Here is a 17143-nt window from a genome sequence, read left to right as displayed (position 1 = left end):
GCGAGCCCCGGCGATCGTACCGGGGCCGCTCGATCTCCCCCCTCGGACGACCGACACCACTCTTAGTTTTCTCTTAATGTTAGGTGACCGTTTCTCGCAGGCCAAATCCGGTTACCGGCGAGTCGGGTTCGAATCGGGCATGGCACGAGCGAACGCTCAGCTGTGCTTGGGATGCGGCGCGTTCTCCACCAGGTTGCGCGCCCACTGCTCGGTCCATTGGGTGGCGGTCTGCCCGTCCAGACTCCAGAACTGGGGAGTGTTGTACAGCGCGTGCACCGGCCCGGCGGTGCTGCCCAGCAAGGTCTCCAGGGTCTTGGGCAGATTGCCCACGGAGAACGCCTGCTCCGGTGCGGCGCAGATCAGGTCGCCGTTGCCGCAGATCTGGTAGGTGCGGTCGTTGAGGGACCCGAAGCCGCCGTCCCGGGGACCGGTCATGGCCAGTCCCAGCGCCGACAGCATCGGCACCTCGTGCAGAGTCACCTCGGCGCCCTGCCCTGGCGGGTTGGCGGGCAGGTTCTGGCCGACACCGTCGGTGCGACGGCCGTCGGCGATCAGCGTCACGCCGAGCACCAGATCCGCATCGACCGGGCCGCGGCCGTTGCCGATATCGCTGGCGATATCGCCGCCGATCACCGCGCCCTGGGAGAACCCGGCGATCACATAGCTGGTCAGCGGGCACCGGTTGTTGATGTCGGTCAGGGCCTGGAGGGCCTTCTTGGTGCCCTCGGCGCGCGAGTCGTTGTAGGACATCTGCCCGTCCGCGGCGAACGGGTTATGGAACTGCGCCGTGTAGGGCACGGTGTAGACCTGGATCCGGTCCGGGCCGAATTGCTGCAGCAGCGGGTTGGTGACATTGAGCAGCAGCGCCGCAGGGAACTGCACCGGATTGTTGGGATCCATCGCCGGCGCGGACTCCCAGGTGCCGGGAATGGACAGCACGAACACGTCCGGGCAGCTGGCGTCCTGGGACTCCGGGCGCGGCTTGCTCGGCGAGGGACCCGCGCTCGGCACGCCGGATGGTGGCACGACGGGCGGGGTGGCCAGCGGCGGCGCTTCCGGCTGACGCAGCCAGACCACCAGCGCGGCGACGATGACCGCCACCAGGACGGCGACCGCCGCGGCCGCTGCCACCGCGAGAATCCGGTGGCGTTTGCGGTTGTTCGCCATAGTTCGGTGCGCTCCTCAGGTCAGCTGGGTTCCCAGAGCACTGCTGTCATATCCGCGGGATGCGGTCAGCAGAGCTGTTCGCTCGCGATGCGAATGTAGTCGGCGGTGACGGAGTCCACCTCACCCGCCGGCGGGGCCACCGAACTGACGTGCACTTCGCGGACGTCGGCCCGGACCAGCGGCAGGACGAAATCCCACACCGCCTGATCGCTCTGCTTGGCCGCGCGCGCCTGGCACACGTAGGACCCGATGGTCAACGCGATGATCTCGTCGGATGGGTGCACCCCGGCAGTGCCCAGGGCATCCAGGTAGGACTGCTGTTGATGGGACACCGGCATGTGCTCCTCGCGGCCGCCGGCCGCGCTGGCGGCCGGCGGGGCGATACCGCCCAACCCGTCGGCCGAGTGCCCCACGGACTGCGTGGAGGGCAGCCCGATGGTGGTGATGACGTCGTCACTGAACGAGCAGCCGCACACCGCGGCCGCGGTCGAGGCCAGCATCAACGGGGTCAACATCAGCGCGGGCCGCTTTGCCAGACCCGTAGACCACCGACGCTTACGCTGCACGGAGTCCACGGTACCGGCTGTGCGCGCGCACCCACCGGCCGAGACGATCCCGAGACGATGCCGTAACTGTGATCTTGCCTGGCGCTCCGCTCGCCCCGGGCAGATCCAGCCCCGGCTACTTGATGGCGGCCGACAGGTCGCCGGACAGCGCCGCCAGTTGCGGGCCCCAGTTACCCCAGTCGTGCTGCCCGCCCGTCGGGAAGTCGAAGTGCCCGTTGCGGCCGCCGATCGAGCGGTAGTGCGAGTAGAAGGTGCGGTTGCTGCCCTGGGCCTGCTCGCAGTAGCCGATCATGGCCGCGGGATCGCTGCATGTCAGGGTCTGCGGGCTGAACACCCAGAGCCGGGTGTTGTTGTCCACCAACAACTGCGCATGCACATCGGGGTCATGCCACTTCCACCGGCCCAGCTGCGCCGCGCCCCACATCGCCTGGGTGTTGACGCCACCGAACTGCGCCATTCCCGCGGTGATCGCGCCGTTGACGAAGGTGTTGGACGGGGTGAGGAAACCCGACAGCGACCCGGCGTAGCGGAACCGGTCCGGGTGGAAGGCGGCCAGCGTCAGAGCCGCGGTGCCACCCTGGGCGGCACCGACGATGCCGTGCCCGGTCGGCGCCAGACCCTTGTTGGCGGCCAGCCAGTTCGGCAGCTCATCGGTCAGGAAGGTCTCCCACTGCTTGCTGCCGTCGGCCTCCCAGTTGGTGTAGAGACTGAACGCGCCACCGGCCGGGGCGGCCACCGAGATGCCCTTACCGGCGAGCGTGTTGAACGCCCCCGCGCCCACCCAGTTGCTCACGTCCGGGCCGGCGTTGAAGGCGTCCAGCAGGAAGACGGCGTGTGGGCCACCGCCCTGGAAGGCCACCGGGATGTCACGGCCCATCGCTGCCGACGGCACCTGCAGGTACTCGATGCCGTCGGCCCTGGCGGGGTTGTCCACCGCCCCCGATGCCGACCACAGTCCCAGCGCCAGCAAGACCGCACAGGTCGCCTGCACGGTCCTGCGGATCGTCGAGTGCAGCCTCATATCCCACCTCATTTTTGCTCGCATCTCTGGCCTCGAATCCCCCACCACCGCGTTGTAGTGAATCACATCACCTCAGCACGGTGCTCTGGAAACGACGGACGGCGGTGCCCCCGAAGGGTCACCGCCGCCCGTTGTCAGACAGTTGCCGCTACGCCTCGATCAGGCGGTCGGCACCGCGCCCAGCACACGCTGCATGTCCGGCTTCATGGCCTGCAGCTGCTGGCCCCAGTACGGCCAGTCGTGCACACCGTTCTCCGGGAAGTTGAACACCGCGTTGGTGCCGCCGTTGGCGATGTAGGTGTCCCGGAAGGTCTTGTTGGTCCGGATGGTCAAGCCTTCGAGGAACTTCGCGTTGAACAGGTTGCCCTGGCTGGCACCGCCACTGAGTTCCGACGGGGTGCCGTTACCGCAGTAGACCCACAGCCGGGTGTTGTTGGCGATCAGCTGGCCGATGTTCACGAACGGATCGTTGCGCTTCCACGCGTTGCCCGCATCGCCGGTCTTGCCCCACATGTCGTCGGCCTTGTAACCGCCGGCGTCGCCCATGGAAATGTTGACCAGGAACGGCCACCAGCCCTCGGACAGGTTCAGGAAGCCCGACATCGAGCCGGCGTAGATGAACTGCTGCGGATGGTAGATCGCCAGCGTCATCGCCGCCGAGCCGGCCATCGACAGGCCGACGGCCGCGCCACCGGTGGGCTTGACCTGACGGTTGGCCTGCAACCAGGCGGGCAGCTCCGAGGTCAGGAAGGACTCCCACTTGTAGGTGGTGCAACCGCTCTTACCGCAGGCCGGCTTGTACCAGTCCGAGTAGAAGCTGGACTGGCCACCGACGGGCATGACCATCGAGATGCCCGAGCCGTTGTACCACTCGAAGGCCGCCGTGTTGATGTCCCAGCCGTTGAAATCGTCCTGCGCGCGCAGGCCGTCCAGCATGTAGACCGCCGGCGAGTTGGCGCCACCGCTCTGGAACTGGATACGGATGTCGCGGCCCATACCGGCCGACGGGACGTCCAGGTACTCGACCGGCAGGCCCGGCCTGGAGAAGGCACCAGCAGTCGCCGAGCCTCCGACAACGCCCACCAAACCGGGCAGTACCGCGGCCGCTGCGGCCGCGACCACCACTCGGCGCGAGGCGCCGCGAATTTTCCCAACGAAACTCATAACTGCTTACCTATCTATTCTGTCGTGTGCCGCACCCGGTCGGTGTGCGCCGGTCCGGGCCGCGCTGCCCGTGTAGTCAATCACAAGTCTGTGAGTCTCTCTCTTCCGCGAAAGTCCCGCCTGGTCACCGAAACCGCCTCTGATCACTCCTGCATCAGCCGTTCAGCGTGGCGATCAGATCGGGTTTGAGAGCCTGCAGTTGAGCGCCCCAGTACGCCCAGGAGTGGTTCCCCGATGACGGGAAGACGAACGTCGCGTTGCGGCCGCCGGCCGCGGTGTAGCGGTCCTGGAACCGCTTGTTGGCGCCGATCGCCAGGCCTTCCAGGCTGTCGGCGTTGAACTGCTGGCCGGGGTCGGCGTTCTCGTCCAGCGGGGTCGATCCGCCCGGCGCGCAGTAGATCCACAGCCGGGTGCCGTTGGCCACCAGCTTGCCCACCTGCTCGACGGGGTCGTTGCGCTTCCATGCCGGATCCCATGGCGGACCCCACATGTTGTCGACGTTGTAACCGCCGGCGTCGAGCATGGCCACCCGGATGGCCTGCTTCATGAACACCGTCGACGGATTGAGGAATCCGGACAGCGATGCGGCGTAGCTGAATTGCTGCGGGTGGTAAGCAGCCAGGGTGAGGGCGGCACCGCCGGCCATCGACAGGCCGACCACCCCGTTGCGTGAGGTGGAGACCTGTTTGTTCGCAGCGAGCCATTGCGGCAGCTCGCTGGTCAGGAAGGTCTCCCACTTATAGGTGTAGCCCTGGTTGTTGAAGCTCGACGGCGAATACCAGTCGCTGTAGAAACTGGACTGTCCGCCGACCGGCATGACCACCGAGATGCCCGAGCCGAAGAACCATTCGAAGGCCTGTGTGTTGATATCCCAGCCGTTGTAGTCGTCCTGGGCGCGCAGGCCGTCCAGGAGGTACACCGCTCTGGAGCCCGCGGCGCCGGTCCCCTGGAACTCGACCCGGATATTGCGATTCATCGCCGTGGAGAACACGTCGAGGTATTCGACGGGCAGACCGTCGCGGGAGAAGGCGTGGGCGGGCGCCGGCAACACCAGCGCCGTGACGGCGGCGACGAGGGCCACCACCGCAGCGCGCAGCGGTACTGTGACCATCCCCACACCAGCGGTCCTGCGCATGCGTCGCTCAATCCATTCCGTTTCACGGGCAATGCGATGCTTCGCATTTCGAGGCCGGAAGCTCGTTGCGGGGGCGCCGGCGTATCGACGCGGTGCCACCACGCTTCTTGTATCGCCTCAACATAGCCGGGGCGTTACGCCGCCCGCAAAACTCAGGGGCCGGTGGCGGGCATCCCGGTGTACGCCGGCGACTTGCGCGGCGGCGGTTGTAGACCGCATCGGTGCAGCTCATAGAGCGGAACGCGGTCGATTCGGTAGCTGCCGAACTGCAGCGCATGGGTGAGATTGGAAAGAAACAGTCGCGGCGTCAGGTTGCCGCGCACAGAATTCAGGATCACGTGGGTTTCCGGACATGTCAGGGCCACCTCGGCTTGGGCGATCCAGTCTTCGTCCAGGTAGGCGGGGATGTACGGCCGTTCCTTCAGGAACGGGCCCTCGGCCACAGCCCAGTCCGGGAACAGATTCTTGTCGTGCCCGATGCGCGCATCCTCCAGCCGGGCGGTGTGCGCGGCCAGGGTATTGACCAGGCCGATCTGGTCGATCACCCGGACATCGAGGCCGACGTTCATCCCGAGCATGCCCATATTGGTGAAAAATACTGTGTGCGGACCGGTTTCGCCGTTTCGGTAGGGCTTGTCCGCGGGCGGCGGGATGGCAGGCACCACATCCCAGCGGTCGTAGTCACCGGACGGCAGCAACAGCGCGCCGTCGGGCGTGTTGTTGATGGCGGTGAGCACCGCGCGCATCCGCGGATAGTCCAGGTAGTCGGCCGCGGTGAGCGGATGGGCGTGGCCGGTGGCCTGGGCGTAGAACCGGCGCTCATCGACGATGCCGGAGTAGGTGACGCGGGTGGCGTCGGCGCCCATACCCGGCGAATTCGCCGCCCACAGTGACCATCCCGCGATCGACAGCCAGAGCACGCTGGTGGCACCGGCCAGCAGCAAGCCGGCCCGGCGGCCGACCCGGTCTTCGTCGGGCATCCTGATCGGGATCACCGAAACCGGTGCCAGCACACAGAACAACGCGGTCAGCAGCACCCGGCCGTGCATGAAGTCGCCGCCCTGACGCACCCAGTACACGGCCTGCAGCAGACCGCTCACCACGATGAAAACCACTACCGCGGAGGGATTCCGGACGAACCGGGCGAGCCGGCCCGCGCGTTCGGCCTGCGCCGACTGGATCAGCCACGGATGCGAGCGCGACCGCAGCAGCACCACGGTCAGCGCGATCACCAGCACCAGCGGCACCCACAGCAGGTAGGGACCGTTGAAGTTGGCCAGGTACTCCAGCCCCTGCGCCCATTTCGATCCGGAAGCGTCCTTGGCGATCGCGGTCTGCGGGACTGCCAGCGCGTAATAGCCCATCCGAAAGATCTGATATCCCACCGGAAGTGCCCCGCCGGCCGCCACGATCAGGATCCGGCGCCACCAACCCCGCTCGGCCACCAGCATCATCACCAGCGCCAGCCCGCCGAGCAACGCCAGTTCCGGGCGCACCAGCACGCTCAGCCCGGCAACTCCGGCCAGCACGGCCAGGAACACCGGGCCCTGGCGCCGGTGCGCGGGCAGTCGCGGCGCTTGCGACCAGCACACCATCAGCCACCACAACAGGCCGATATATGCCAGCACCAGACCGTTTTCCAGACCGGAGGTGGCAAAATCGCGTGCCGGCGGGACGGCGAGATAGATGAGCGCGCCCGCGGGCAGCAGCAGCGCCTGCCTGCCCTGCAGGCCGGGCGCATACAACCGGCCGGTGCCCAGCATCAGCATCACCACACCGGCGACCGACAGCACCAGGGCCAGCGTCAGCGCGACGTACTCCAGCCGGACCGGTCCGCTGACCCAGCTGACCGCATAGATCAGGTACGTCCACAGCGTCGAGGTGTTGGACTCCACCCGTTCCCCGGCATTGAAGACCGGTCCATTGCCCGCCAACAGATTTCGCACCGTGCGCAGCACGATCAGGCCGTCGTCGGCGATCCAGCGCCGTTGCCAGGCACCCCAGCCGAACAGCCCGGCGACCACCACGACCGATACCCACAGACTGATCCGCACCGACACGCTGTAGCGAAACGACGGCCAGCCCGACAGCCGGGTCGCGATGGCGGCGCCGGCGCGGTCAGCCGAAGTAGACAGCGGCACCGACGGTTCCGATCAACGCCAGGGCGAGCAATTGCAGGACGCGGTCATGCAGGGCGATGTCCTCGGGTTCGCCGGCGTCGCCACCGTCGATGTCGACGGCGTAGCGCAGGATCCCGATGGTGAACGGGATGATGGACACGGCCCACCAGGAGGCCGAGCCGCCGTCGCGCTCGAAGGCGAACAGGGCGTAGCACAACACCACGGCGGTGGCCGCGAGCGTCCAGACGAAACGCAGATACGAACTGGTGTAGCTCTCCAGCGATTTCCGGATTTTGGCGCCGGTGCGTTCGGCCAGCTGTAGTTCGGCGTAGCGCTTACCCGCGGCCATGAACAGCGACCCGAAGGCCATCACCAGCAGGAACCACTGGGACAGCTGGATGGAGGCGGCCGCACCACCGGCGATGGCCCGGATCAGGTAGGCCGACGACACGATGCAGATATCCAGCACGGCTTGGTGTTTGAGCCCGAAGCAGTAGGCCAGCTGAATCGCGATGTACACCGCGATGACGATGGCCAGACTCGGGCTCACCAGGTAGGAGAGCGCCAACGCGGCCACGCCCAGCACCACCGCCAGCGAGTAGGCCAGCGATTCCGGGACCACGCCGGCCGCGATCGGGCGGAACCGCTTGGTGGGGTGCTGGCGGTCGGCCTCGACATCGCGGGCATCGTTGACCAGGTAGATGCAGGAGGCCGCCATCGAGAACACCACGAATGCCGCGGCGACGCGGGTGGCCAAAAACGCGTAGTCGTAGTGGACGTCGGTGCCGAGTGCGGCCAGCGGTGCCACGAGCACCAGCAGGTTCTTGACCCACTGCCGCGGGCGCAACGCCTTGATGATGCCGCTGGCAAGATTCTTCGGCGGCCCAAGAGTCGATACCGGCGCTTCTTCGCTCACTGCGCGACTCCGTTCTTTTCGCCGACGGTCTGCACCAGTTTTGCGGTGGCCGCGCCGACCGCCACCCCGGTGAGGACGTCGGTTGGGTAATGCACTCCGAGAACCAGGCGCGACAACGCCATCGGCGGGATCAGCAGCCACGGCAACCGGGTGCCGGCCGCGCGGCCGATCAGGATGGCCGCCGCGGTGGTGGAGGTGGCGTGCGCGGAGGGAAAGCTCAGCCGACTCGGCGTGCCCACGTTGACTACGATCGCCGGGTGATGCGGGCGTTCACGTTTCACCACCCGCTTGATCAGCACCGCCGCCGCATGCGCGGCGAAGGCGCCGATGCCCGCGGTGAGCCAGGCCCGCCGGCGCCGCGGCGCCAGTACCGCACCCAGCGCGGCGACGCCGACCCAGCCCGCGCTGTGCTCACCGAAATGCGAAAGGGCGCGCGCGGCCGGGAGTACCCCCGGCCGGCCGGCCAGCGTGGACTGAACCACCACCAGCGCGGTCTCTTCGCGCGTCAGATCGCCAGCCATTTCAGGCCTTTTCCAGGGAGGGCGCGCTGACGTCGGTGTCCGAAGCGGAGGGCAGCAGCACATCCTCCCACCGCTGGGTGCTGGTCAGTTGCGGCAGCGCCGCGCGGTACACCTTGCGCATCCGGTTGAACTTGCGGGCCAGCAGCGCCTGGCGCTTGACCGACTCACGCAGCAGCTCGAACATCTTGTCCCGGTCACGCTGGCGGTACACGACTCCGCGACCGTCGGCGGTGGTGACGGTGACACCGTCGACCTTGCACAGCGAGAACCAGCGCGCGTCCTGGGTGGCGACGTTGACCTGCGGCCGGACGTGATGCTCGGGATCGTGCGCCTTGAGCTGGTGCAGCACACCGCGGGCCAGCCGCAGCGAGATCGACACCGGACCGGTGGGAATGGCCACCTTCTTGCGCCACTTCTTGTCCGACGGCGTGGGCAGCATGGTCGCGCTCGGCAGCACCACGGCGTCCGGGAATTCCTGGCGCATGGCCCGGACCTCGGGCAGCGCCGACTCCAGGATGGAGAAGATGTGCTCGGGGCCGGCCAGGAAGTCGTCCATCGCCTTGTTCTGAATGGCGACCGTCGAATACTCAAGGCACAGAAGGTGTTTGAGGGTGGCCTTGAGGTGACTCGCGACGAGGCCGGTGATGTTGCCGTCCCAGTGCATGGCCGCCACCACCAACCGGTTGCGCAGGTGGAAGTAGGCCTGCCAGTCGATGGCGTCGTCCTTGTCACTCCAGGCCATGTGCCAGATGGCCGCACCGGGCATCGTCACCGTGGGGTAGCCGTGCTCGCCGGCGCGCAGGCCATACTCAACGTCATCCCACTTGATGAACAGCGGCAGCGGCTGACCGAGCTCCTCGGCGACCGACCGCGGGATCATGCACATCCACCAGCCGTTGAAGTCGACGTCGATGCGGCGGTGCAGGATTCGGCTGCGATACTGCTCCTCGTCGTTGAGCGAGTACTTGGCGAAGTTGTGGTCGTACTCGGTGTTGACCGCGCCGGTCCACATGAAATTCTCCGCGTCGACCATCTCGCCCATCACGTGCAGGTGCGAGGGCTCCTGCAGATTGAGCATCTGCCCGCCGACCAGGGTGGGCACCTTGGCGAACCGGCTGAGCGCCAGCGCGCGCAGGATCGAATCCGGCTCGATGCGGATATCGTCGTCCATGAACAGGATCTGCTGGCAGTCGGTGTTCTCCAGCGCCTCGTACATCACCCGGCTGTAGCCGCCGGATCCACCGAGGTTGGGCTGGTTGTGGATGGTCAGCCGGTCCCCCAGCGCCGCCGCCGCGGCAGCGAAACCAGGATGGTCCTTGGCCTTCCTGGTGCCCTGGTCGGTGACGATGACCGCGCTGATCACCTTGTCCACCAACGGATCCGAGGTCAGAGCGGCAAGCGCGTTGACACAATCCGACGGCCGGTTGAACGTGGGGATACCGAGCGCGATATTGGCCACCCCCGGTGCGGGCACCGGGGCGTACCAACCCGCGCTGCGCACCGTCACCGCGGTGTCGGTGGTGATGTCGAACCAGATCCAGCCGCCGTCCTCGAACGGGTCAAGCTCCATCTCGAATTCGGCCACCCCGGAGTCCATGATGCCGGTGCCGCCCACCGTGATCCGGGCCCCGGTGGCCTTGGACCGGTACACGTCGATGCGGGCGCTACCGGTGATCTCGACCCGCAGCACCACCGAGTCCAGCGTCGACCAGCGCCGCCAGTAGCTCGCCGGGAAGGCGTTGAAGTAGGTGGCGAACGACACCTCCGACTCGGCGCCGATCTCCAGCGTGGTGCGGGTCGGGGCGTGCGCGCGCCGGGCGTTGGTGGCCGACTCCTCGATGTAGAGCTGGCGCACGTCGAGCGGTTCACCGGGCCGCGGCAGGATCACCCGGGACAGCAGGCTGACCGCCCGCGACTCGGCGCCGTCGAGCGCGCCGGAGGGGATGTCACTCATGCGTTACTGCTTTCGTCTGAGGCCGGCAACGGCGCGCCGTCGCGCAGATGCGGAGCCAGGATGTTGTCGAACATGTTCAGTGCGCTGGCGATCGCCATGTGCATATCGAGGTACTGATAGGTGCCCAGCCGACCGCCGAAGAGCACCCCCGCCGTTGCCGTTTCGGCGCGGGCGCGCTCGCGGTAGCCGGCCAGCAGCGTGCGGTCGGCTTCGGTGTTGATCGGGTAATACGGTTCGTCGTCGTTCTCGGCGAACCGCGAGTACTCGCGCATGATGACGGTCTTGTCGGCCGGGTAGTCGCGTTCGGGATGGAAATGCCGGAACTCGTGGATCCGGGTGAACGGCACGTCGATGTCGTTGTAGTTCATCACCGGAGTGCCCTGGAAATCGCCGGTCGGCAGCACCTCGGTCTCGAAATCGAGCGTGCGCCAGCCGAGCCGGCCGTCGACGTAGCCGAAGTAGCGGTCCAGCGGTCCGGTGTAGACGACCGGCGCATCCGGGCTCTCGGCCCGGAGTTCGTCCCGGACGTCGAACCAGTCGGTATCCAGCCGGACGTCGATCCGGTCGTCGGCGGCCATGTTCTGCAACCACGCCGTGTAGCCGTCGGCGGGCAGGCCTTCATAGGTGTCGTTGAAGTACCGGTTGTCGAAGTTGTACCGCATCGGCAACCGGTTGATCACCGCGGCGGGCAGGTCGGCGGGGTCGGTCTGCCACTGCTTGGCCGTGTAGCCCTTGACGAACGCCTCGTACAGCGGGCGTCCGATCAGCGAGATGGCCTTCTCTTCGAGATTCTGGGCGTCGGCGGTGTCGATCTCGGCGGCCTGCTCGGCGATCAGCGCCCGCGCCTCCTCCGGAGTGAAGTAGCGGCCGAAGAACTGGGACACCAGCCCCAGCCCGAGCGGGAACTGGTAGGCCTGGCCCTTGTGGAGGGCGAACACCCGGTGCTGGTAGCCGGTGAACTCGGTGAACTGGCGCACGTAGTCCCACACCCGTTGATTACTGGTGTGGAAGAGGTGCGCCCCGTACTTGTGGATCTCGATACCGGTTTCCGGTTCGGCCTCCGAGTAGGCATTGCCGCCGAGATGGGACCGGCGGTCGACCACCAGGACCCGCTTGTTCAGTTGAGTCGCGGCGCGTTCGGCGATGGTCAGGCCGAAGAAGCCCGAACCCACAACGAGGAGGTCGTAACGACCGGTGGAAGGGCGTGCATCGACCCGGGCAGATTGATCGGTCATCGGCAGCAAGGGTATCCGACCGGCCCCCACCCACCCGAAACGTGTGACGGCGGGACGTTCTCGGCAGGTCGCAATTCGCTCACAATTCAATATCGTCACTCTAGTCGCAGTAATCACACCAGTAACATCGACCTCGTTGGAAGACGGCGTTTTCGGAGCTGATGGCAAGGCGCAGGACCCTCAGAAAGTCAACGTCGCCGACGCTCCACCGAAAAACACACCGCAAACACGTAGTCCATGTATTGAGGAGACTTCCGTGCCGAACCGACGTCGACGCAAGCTCTCGACAGCCATGAGCGCAGTCGCCGCCCTGGCCGTCGCAAGTCCAGTCGCAGTTGCCGCACTGTCAGAACTACCCGCGAAGAACGAAGCACCCCAGCACCGGCAGTTCGTGCAGGCCGCGTTGATCACCGACCTGCCCGGTGAGCTGATCTCGGCCCTGTCCCAGGGACTGTCGCAGTTCGGGGTCAACCTGCCCCCGATGCCCACCGGCATGCTGACCGGATCCCCGGCGGCCAGCCCCGTGCTGACCTCACCCGGGCTGGGTGCCACCGGTCTGACCTCGCCCGGCCTGACCTCACCCGGTCTGACGCCGGGCCTGAGCACGCCGGGCCTGGGCACGCCCGGCCTGACGCCGCCCACCGGCCTGACGCCGGGCCTGCAGGGCTCGGGGACCACGTCGCCGCTGGCCCCGGGGCTCAGCGTGCCGCCGATCAACTCGACGACACCGTCGTTGAGCCCGGCCTCGCTGACCGATCCCACCAACACCAACCCGGCCCTGACCGGGGCGGCACCCGGCCTTTCGTCGCCGCTGTCGCCGCTGTCCACCCCCGCCGGGTTGGGCACCACCGGGTTGGGCACCACCGGACTGGGTACGCCCGGCCTGGGCGCGCCCGGCCTCGGAGCCACCAGCCTCGGCGCACCCGGTGAGGTGCCGATCTCGGCACCGATCGGCCTGGATCCGATGGCGGGCACCTATCCGATCCTCGGCGGCGCCGACCCGTTGGCCGCACCTGCGGCTGCCAGCGGCGGTGGCGGATTGCTCGGTGACCTGAACAGTGCGGCGCAGCAGCTGGGCGCCGGTCAGGCCATCGACCTGCTCAAGGGCATGGTGATGCCGGCCATCCAGTCGGCCATCAAACAGGGCGCCCCGGCCGCGGCCGCGGCCGCTCCCGGAGCAGCGGCCGCACCTGCGCTGGCTGCCGCACCGGCCGCGATAGCTCAGGTCGCCTCGGGCGCTGGCGCCTGATCCGTCACAGCTTGTCACCGAACGGCACCGCAGAAGCCACCCGGCTCTGCGGTGCCGTTGTGGGTGAGCCTGGAATTTTCGTCACATTTACGGCCGTGTCGAAACTCTGGTAACACCAGACACATACGTAACATCGTGGCGTGTTGCGTCGTCGTCCTGCACCTGCGCTGCTGCTATCGGCAGTCGTCGGCACGGTCGTGATTCTGCCGTGGGCCGTCAACGGGGTACCCGAGACGCAGACCCGGCCGCCCGTCGCCATCAGCCAGCAGCCCCTGAGCGGCCTCGGCGGTGCCGATTCGACCGGCGAGACCATCCGCGAAGTGCACCAGGACACCCCCTTCTCGATGGTGGCCATCACCGCCGACGATCTCGACGGCACCACCGCGCGGGTGCGGGCCAAGCGGCCCGACGGCTCATGGGGGCCGTGGTACGACACCGAGACCCTGGACGGCGTCGGGCCGGCGACCAAGGCCACGCACGGCACCGAACCGGTCTTCGTCGGACGCACCACCACCGTGCAGATCGCGGTCACCCACCGGCCCGCCGCCCCGGCGCCCGCACATCCCAAACCGGATCTGGGCTACATCCCCGCCAATGTGGAGCAGCCGATACCGCAGACCGTCAACGCCGTGCTGATCAGCCCACCGCAGGCGCCGGTCGACGCGCAGTTCAACCCGCCGGCCGCCGCGGCCACCATCCCCGGTCAGCCGCCGAACATCATCAGCCGCGCCCAGTGGGGTGCCGACGAATCGATGAAGTGCGGCGCGCCCATCTACGACGCGGGTGTCCGGGCCGGGGTGGTCCACCACACCGCAGGTAGCAACGACTACCTCCCCGAGGACTCCGCCGCGATCGTGCGGTCGATCTTCGAGTACCACGCCCGCACGCTCGGCTGGTGCGATATCGCCTACAACGCCCTCGTCGACAAGTACGGGCAGGTCTTCGAGGGCCGGGCCGGCGGGATGGACCGGCCCGTCCAGGGCGCGCACACCGGCGGGTTCAACACCGACACCTGGGGCGTGGCGATGCTCGGCGATTTCGATGTCGTACCGCCCACCCCGGTCCAGCTGCGCACCGTGGGCCGGCTACTGGGCTGGCGGCTGGGACTCGACCACGTCGACCCGCTCGGCACCGTCACCCTGACCTCCGCGGGCGGGGGCTTCACCAAATTTCCGGCGGGTGCCGTGGAAACACTGCCCACCATCTTCACCCACCGCGACGTCGGCAACACCGACTGCCCGGGCAATGCCGCCTACGCCCTGATGCCGGTGCTGCGCGATATCGCCGCCCGGTTCAACCGGCCGGCCGGCCCCGCCGATCTGGTCGACACCCTGCGTGGCGGCGCGATCTTCGCGCGCTGGCAGGCGATGGGCGCGGACAAGGGTCCGCTGGGCGTGCCCACCTCACCGGAAGCCGCAGGCGACGGTGCGGCCCGGTACGTCACCTTCGACCGCGGGGCCATGTACTGGTCACCGGTCACCGGTGCCCAACCGCTCACCGGAGCCATCTACGACGCTTGGGGCGCACTGGGTTTCGAGCGCGGCGCACTGGGGCTGCCCACCAGCGGGGAGATCAACGAGCCACAGTGGATCGTGCAGAACTTCCAGCACGGCACGCTGAACTTCGACCGGGAGACCGGCGAGGTCACCCGGGTCACCGACGGCGTGCCGCTGAAGCTGCCGCCGCCGAATCACTCACCGATCCAGATGGAGCGGTTCACGCCCATCGACGCGCGCTGATCCCGGCGTCCGGTCGCCCGTCACATCCACCAGCGCTCGAGCACCCGCGCCACGCCGTCCTCGGCGTTGGTGGTGGTGACCTCGTCGGCGGCAGCCAGCGCATCCGGATGGGCGTTGCCCATCGCCACCCCCAGCCCCGCCCAGCGCAGCATCGGCACATCGTTGGGCATGTCGCCGAAGGTCACCACGTCCTCGGCGGTGATTCCGAGCGGCCCGGCCACCTCCTCGATCCCCGACGCCTTGCTGATGCCCAGCGGGACCACCTCGATCAGCCCGTTGTTGGTGGAGTAGGTCAGATCCCCTTCGACACCGATGTGCGGCGCCAGCGCGGCGGCCATATCGGCACTGGTCGCCCCCGCCTTGCGGATCAGCAACTTCACCGCCGGCGCACTGAGCAGGTCCTCGACGGAGACCTCGGTGTTGTCCGGGTTCAGCCACGCATGCTCATATCCGGGGGAGCTGACGAACTGCGGGGTCGCGGCGTCGTGCGCGCTGCGGCCCACCCGCTCCACGGCCAGCCCCGCACCTGGGATGATCCGGGTCGCGATATCGGCCAGTGCGGCGAGCACCTCCGTCGAAAGCGTGCGGGCCGACACGATCCGGTCGGCCGCCGAGTCGTAGATCACCGCACCGTTGGCGCAGACGGCCATCGGGGCGAAACCCAGCTGCTCCACCACCGGCGGAACCCACCGCGGCGGGCGGCCGGTGGCCAGCACGAATTGTGCGCCGGCGTCGACCGCTGCCCGCACCGCCGCCCGCGTCCTGGCCGTGACATGTTCGCCTTCATCGAGCAGTGTGCCGTCGACGTCCGTGGCGATCAGAGCAGGCAGCATCAGTGTCGTCCCAGCTGTTTACGGCCCCGCTCGGCCAGTTCGGCCTTGTCGAGACGCTTGGCTTCCTCCGGTGACGGGGCCCCGCCGCCGAGGCGCCGCGGCACCCAGTAGGCACCCGCCGGATGCGGGTAGGCCTCCTGCACCCGGTGCAGCAGTGTTTCCATCTCCCGGCGCAGGTCGGCCATGATCCGGTCCACCCCGCCCTGGCCGGCCAGCGCCGGACCCGCGGTAACGGTGACCGGAATATTGTTGCGGCCCAAAGCTTTCGGATGGTCCTTGGTCCAGACCCGATGTACACCCCAGACGATGAGCGGAATGATCGGCACCCGGGCGTCCAGCGCCATCCGGGCCGCACCGGTCTTGAAATCCTTCAGCTCGAAACTGCGGCTGATGGTGGCCTCCGGGTACACGCCGACCAATTCACCGGCGCGCAGCCGGTCCACCGCCACCGGGTAGGCGTGGCCACCGGCGCTGCGGTCCACCGGGATGGTGCCGGCGTGGGTGATCAGGAAGTTGACCCCCCGCACGTGCTGCATCTCGGCCTTGATCATGAACCGCATCCGGCGATTCCGGGCCGTGGCGGCCAGGGCCGCGGGCAGAAAGTCCACATAACTGGTGTGGTTGATCGCGATGACCGCCCCGCCTGACGTCGGAATGTGTTCCAAACCCTGAAAATCCAGCCGAGTGCCGGTGGCGCGCATGGCCGCCTTCCCCGCGATCTCAAGGGAACGAAAAACCGGCTCCATACTCGCTACTCCGGCGCCTCACGGGCACGTTGGGCCCGGCGGGCCGCCTTCTCTGCCGCTTCGTCGGCGTCCATCCGGTTGGCCTCGGCCAGCGTGGGCGCACCGCCGCCGAGCCGGTTCGGCACCCAGAACTCGCCCGCCGGGTGCTGGCCGTACTCGTCCTGCACCCGTTCGAGCAGGTGCTGCATCCGCGAATGCAGCAGCGCGGTCAGCTCGGCGGCCGGCAGGGTCGGGTAGATCGGCTCACCGACGGCCACCGTGATCGGCACCTTGGGCCGCCACATCTTGCGCGGATGGCCCTTGGTCCACACCCGCTGGGCGCCCCAGACGATATGCGGGACGATCGGCACGTCCGCGGCGATCGCCATCCGGGCGGCTCCGGACTTGAATTCCTTGATCTCGAAGCTGCGGCTGATGGTGGCCTCGGGATACACCCCGACCAGCTCACCGGATTTCAGGGCCTGGCAGGCGGCAGTGAACGATTCGGCGCCGCTGTCGCGGTCCACCTCGATATGGCGCAGGCTGCGCATGATCGGGCCGCCGACCTTGGAGTCGAAGACCTCTTTCTTCGCCATGAAGCGGACCTTGCGACCCCGGTGCTGCAGGTAGGCGGGCAACCCGGCGAAGGTGAAATCGAAGTAGCTGGTGTGGTTGATCGCGATCACCGCGCCCCCGGTGACGGGCAGATGCTCGACCCCGGTCACGGTGAACTTCAAGCCCTGCAACCGCCAGATCAGGCGGGCGGCTTGGATGACAGTTCCGTATACCGGCTCCACA

General features: G+C 67.8%; 15 protein-coding genes. 2 read left to right on the top strand and 13 right to left on the bottom strand.

Translation table 11 applies throughout. The features are described 5' to 3' along the window. Window positions 1-156: 156 nt before the first annotated feature. The 10 genes from culp6 to glf all read right to left on the bottom strand — a co-directional run bounded on the left by culp6 (window position 157) and on the right by glf (window position 11799). Window positions 157-1167: a carboxylesterase Culp6 gene (culp6, locus tag ACXPWS_RS00880; RefSeq protein ID WP_458710631.1), complete on the bottom strand. Its 1011-nt coding sequence runs from the start codon at window positions 1165-1167 to the stop codon at window positions 157-159. A gap of 65 nt (window positions 1168-1232) precedes the next feature. Beyond that, window positions 1233-1733 (bottom strand): DUF732 domain-containing protein, encoded by a 501-nt coding sequence (locus ACXPWS_RS00875; protein WP_458710630.1) that lies wholly within the window; start codon window positions 1731-1733, stop codon window positions 1233-1235. 115 nt (window positions 1734-1848) lie between these two features. After that, window positions 1849-2754 carry an esterase family protein gene (locus tag ACXPWS_RS00870; RefSeq protein ID WP_458710629.1) on the bottom strand — a complete coding sequence of 302 codons (906 nt, stop codon included), beginning with the start codon at window positions 2752-2754 and terminating at the stop codon, window positions 1849-1851. 159 nt (window positions 2755-2913) lie between these two features. After that, a complete protein-coding gene (locus tag ACXPWS_RS00865) occupies window positions 2914-3918 on the bottom strand; it encodes an esterase family protein (protein WP_458710628.1) in 1005 nt (334 codons plus the stop codon). 154 nt (window positions 3919-4072) lie between these two features. Further along, a complete protein-coding gene (locus tag ACXPWS_RS00860) occupies window positions 4073-5029 on the bottom strand; it encodes an esterase family protein (RefSeq protein WP_458710627.1) in 957 nt (318 codons plus the stop codon). A gap of 176 nt (window positions 5030-5205) precedes the next feature. Continuing rightward, on the bottom strand, window positions 5206-7188 hold the full coding sequence (gene zomB, locus ACXPWS_RS00855) for a flagellar motor control protein ZomB (protein WP_458713781.1): 1983 nt from the start codon (window positions 7186-7188) through the stop codon (window positions 5206-5208). After that, a complete protein-coding gene (locus ACXPWS_RS00850) occupies window positions 7172-8089 on the bottom strand; it encodes a decaprenyl-phosphate phosphoribosyltransferase (RefSeq protein WP_458710626.1) in 918 nt (305 codons plus the stop codon). The genes zomB and ACXPWS_RS00850 overlap by 17 nt, the downstream gene beginning before the upstream one ends. Then, entirely contained in the window at window positions 8086-8610 is a 525-nt protein-coding gene (locus ACXPWS_RS00845) for a phosphatase PAP2 family protein (RefSeq protein WP_458710625.1), read from the bottom strand. Before ACXPWS_RS00845 ends, ACXPWS_RS00850 begins: the two co-directional genes overlap by 4 nt. Window position 8611: 1 nt before the next feature. Next, window positions 8612-10564 carry a glycosyltransferase gene (locus ACXPWS_RS00840; RefSeq protein ID WP_458710624.1) on the bottom strand — a complete coding sequence of 651 codons (1953 nt, stop codon included), beginning with the start codon at window positions 10562-10564 and terminating at the stop codon, window positions 8612-8614. After that, a complete protein-coding gene (gene glf / locus ACXPWS_RS00835; RefSeq protein ID WP_458710623.1) occupies window positions 10561-11799 on the bottom strand; it encodes a UDP-galactopyranose mutase in 1239 nt (412 codons plus the stop codon). The genes ACXPWS_RS00840 and glf overlap by 4 nt, the downstream gene beginning before the upstream one ends. Window positions 11800-12055: 256 nt before the next feature. Between glf and ACXPWS_RS00830 the strand changes: the two genes are divergently transcribed. Together ACXPWS_RS00830 and ACXPWS_RS00825 are read left to right on the top strand one after the other, a co-directional pair. After that, window positions 12056-13048, top strand: a complete 993-nt coding sequence (locus ACXPWS_RS00830) for a hypothetical protein (protein WP_458710622.1) — start codon at window positions 12056-12058, stop codon at window positions 13046-13048. A 140-nt stretch (window positions 13049-13188) separates the two neighbouring features. Beyond that, on the top strand, window positions 13189-14787 hold the full coding sequence (locus ACXPWS_RS00825) for an N-acetylmuramoyl-L-alanine amidase (protein WP_458710621.1): 1599 nt from the start codon (window positions 13189-13191) through the stop codon (window positions 14785-14787). A gap of 20 nt (window positions 14788-14807) precedes the next feature. Here ACXPWS_RS00825 and ACXPWS_RS00820 read toward each other — a convergent pair whose 3' ends face one another. Genes ACXPWS_RS00820 through ACXPWS_RS00810 form a run of 3 tightly spaced genes read right to left on the bottom strand, consistent with a single transcriptional unit; the run spans window position 14808 to window position 17142 of the window. Further along, window positions 14808-15620 (bottom strand): HAD family hydrolase, encoded by an 813-nt coding sequence (locus tag ACXPWS_RS00820; RefSeq protein ID WP_458710620.1) that lies wholly within the window; start codon window positions 15618-15620, stop codon window positions 14808-14810. After that, window positions 15620-16366, bottom strand: a complete 747-nt coding sequence (locus ACXPWS_RS00815) for a lysophospholipid acyltransferase family protein (protein ID WP_458710619.1) — start codon at window positions 16364-16366, stop codon at window positions 15620-15622. Before ACXPWS_RS00815 ends, ACXPWS_RS00820 begins: the two co-directional genes overlap by 1 nt. A gap of 5 nt (window positions 16367-16371) precedes the next feature. Beyond that, on the bottom strand, window positions 16372-17142 hold the full coding sequence (locus tag ACXPWS_RS00810; protein WP_458710618.1) for a lysophospholipid acyltransferase family protein: 771 nt from the start codon (window positions 17140-17142) through the stop codon (window positions 16372-16374). Window position 17143: the final 1 nt, after the last annotated feature.

Source organism: Mycobacterium sp. BMJ-28, assembly GCF_054404835.1.
Note: the sequence above shows the minus strand (reverse complement) of the source record. Positions and strands in the feature narration are given on the sequence as shown.